Origin of the sequence: uncultured Candidatus Kuenenia sp., from assembly GCF_900696675.1 — a bacterium.
In the GTDB taxonomy this organism is placed as follows: Bacteria; Planctomycetota; Brocadiia; order Brocadiales; family Brocadiaceae; genus Kuenenia; species Kuenenia stuttgartiensis_A.
Window position 1 is genome coordinate 1 of sequence record NZ_CAADGZ010000224.1, and the last position, 2,798, is coordinate 2,798.

At 43.7% G+C, this 2,798-nt stretch carries 2 protein-coding genes; both read right to left on the reverse strand.

Features of this window, described 5'->3' with window-relative positions:
- Positions 1-254: 254 nt before the first annotated feature.
- Positions 255-1,856 (reverse strand): Hsp70 family protein, encoded by a 1,602-nt coding sequence (locus tag QZT26_RS17090; protein WP_157820493.1) that lies wholly within the window; start codon positions 1,854-1,856, stop codon positions 255-257.
- 98 nt (positions 1,857-1,954) lie between these two features.
- The gene (gene grpE / locus QZT26_RS17095; RefSeq protein ID WP_099324978.1) at positions 1,955-2,569 is read right to left on the reverse strand and encodes a nucleotide exchange factor GrpE; all 615 of its coding nucleotides are present in this window, start codon (positions 2,567-2,569) and stop codon (positions 1,955-1,957) included.
- Positions 2,570-2,798: the final 229 nt, after the last annotated feature.

The following is a 2,798-nucleotide window of genomic DNA, read 5'->3' on the forward strand; positions in this document are numbered from 1 at the left end:
ATGGGTTCATTCCCTTTTCCATTCGAAGCTGGAGCTTCTCAAACAATCCCGTTCCCAAGCCGGAGCTTGGGAACGAGCGGTTTTTTTCATAGGACTAAAGTATTACAATTCTTTGTAAAAAAACAAAATATGTGAAAATATACAAAAAATCGGGAATGCACCCAACGCAGGGTTAATCTTGCGTAATTTACCATTAACAAAGGAAGCGAGTGGGTTGTCTACCTCAACTTATTGAGAAGTTAGGTGCATCGGTGTTAACTTGTTATTGAGGCTTTTTCAATGTTCATAGTTGCAGCTTTTATTTCCTGGGCAGTCAGACCGCCGGTATGCTCCACTGTTATAACTACCTCTTTTCCTGATGGGAGATGAATACCGTGCACCTCCAGTATTCCAATATCATTGTATTTATAGGCCACCTCGATGGGGCTGCCTTTTGGTGAAGGGGGGATATCCCGTATCGAACCTTGCGCGATCATATTGCAGTCCAGGGGGTCGCATGTATCGTTTTCTCCCATAATTCCGCCTTCCATAATCCGCAGAAGAATGGAAGTCTGGTTGTCGGTGAGTGTTTTAAAAATATCCTTTTTTTCAAACGGCAGGGGAGTAAACCTTGGTATCATTAGAAAATTCCGCTCATTCCCATCTCCGTCCAATGCGATGATGCCCAGATTATGTGAAGCGACTTTTTGCACTTCCACTCCGGCGAGCCTCTTCACCACTTCAACGGGCATATCGCCGCTGGAAATACTTAACATTGCGGCGTGCCAGGCAGCGCCAAGGGCTACGCATTCATCAGGGTTTAGTTCATCGCTGGGCGTTTTTCCGCTTATTTCTGCAATCATATTCCTTATCATGGGCATTCTTGTAGAACCGCCCACCAGGAGAACCGCCCCGACGTCTTGCCACGTCATGTTTGCATCGCTCAGCGCTATTCCGCATAATACCTTGCAACGGTCAATGAGATATTTTGTAATTTCTTCAAACGTATCTCTGGTCAATTCTACCAGGAGGGTATTTCCCGCGTGCACGCACATAATCTTTGTCTTTTCGCGTTTTGTGAGTTCTTCTTTTGCCTTAATTGCGCGTAATTGCAAATCCTGATACGCTGAAAGATCATCCAGCGGGTATGTTCCGTATTTTTCCTTAAAAATCTTTGATGCATACCGGATGATTTCATCATCCCAGTCCTTGCCACCAAGCAAGTGGTCGCCATTAACCACCACCTCCCGTATTTTTCCGCCTTTGATTTCAAGGATAACCACGTCAAATGTTCCACCGCCAAGGTCAAAGACAAAGACATTTTGATCCTGTTTGAGTTTATCGAGTCCATAAGAAAGCGCGGCGGCCACCGGTTCGTCAATTACCGCCAACACGTTAAATCCCGCAATGACGCCAGCCTCTTTGGTTGCAGCCCTCTCGGGATCCCCAAAATAGGCCGGACATGTAATTACCGCATCTGTTATCATTGTTCCCAGCCGCTCTTCGGCGTCATTTTTCAGTTTTTTCAGGATAAACGCCGAAATTTCCTGGGCGCTGTACTTTTTCCCCTCATGCTCAAAACACCAGCCCTTTACCAGTATATTCCCCTGCTCATCCTTTTTATCTTCTTTTGGTTTTCCCATTTGTCTTTTTACAAACTCAACGACCTTGTTTGGTTCCGCTACAGCATTCTGTTTTGCTATTTCTCCTACAATAATATCATTCACCTTTTCAATAAGGACCACAGAAGGCGTGATACGGTCTTGTTCGGGACTGGGAATAATCTCTGCTTTGCCGGTGTCCTCATTAATGTGCGCAATGGCTGAAAAAGTAGTGCCCAGATCAATTCCCACTACGGTTGTTTTTTTAGGCGACATAGTTCTCTTCTCCTGTTTTTGTTTTTTCCAGAGCATCGTTTTTCAGAAAAACCGACACGGGTACTTTCCACCGGCAAAGATGCGTGCCGTACGCTGCATCATTCTTTACGATATTTCTTTATTATTACTTCCTCAGGCCTTAGCGTCTTGCCGTTCCAGCAAAAACCCGGTTTTACAATCTTCGCCACCTGGTTATTTTCGCTTTCTATGCTGGTTGGTACCGTACCTATCGTTTTGTGAAGTTTATAATCAAGAAAATCCGGATGTTTGTGATACAGTGTTACCTCTCTACGATACAGAATTTCCAGAAGCCCTTCCTTTATCGTATGCATATTATGCCTCATTGCTGCAATATCATCCTTTGTCATATCCTGCTTCTCTTCGAAAACCGAGAGTACCTGCATGAAATCATCATAAAGCATAATCAGGTCAATGAAAATAGGTTTTTGCGACTGGGAAATGAAATTGTCACGATAGAGTTTCAGTTCTTCGTGGAGTTTCTCAATGGTCTTTTCTTTTGTTTCGTCGTAAGACAGGCGGGTTTCAATCAGTGATTTCACTTCTTCCAATAAAACGTTGTGGGATGCAAGCATTTCTGTAATGGTGGTTTGTTCTGTACCCTTTTTCCCGGAATGTTTCATCTCGCCCTGCTGTTTCATCGGATTGCCATTTTCTGTATCTTCAGGTGTAATCGGTTTTTCAATACCTTTCAATCATACTCCCTCTTTTCATGCATTTTATTTCATATCGCAGCAAAGCCGCAACCAAAATGTAGAGACGCACCGGCCGTGCGTCTGTCCTTTAACCACAAAGGGCCTAGCGCGGCCTTTGGCCGCAACCAAAAAGGTGATTTTTAGTTTATTATAAAGTATAGTAGTATCCTCGTAAATAGTAATCAGACAATTTGGAGGACACTACTTATGAATAAGTTGATGGAATTAT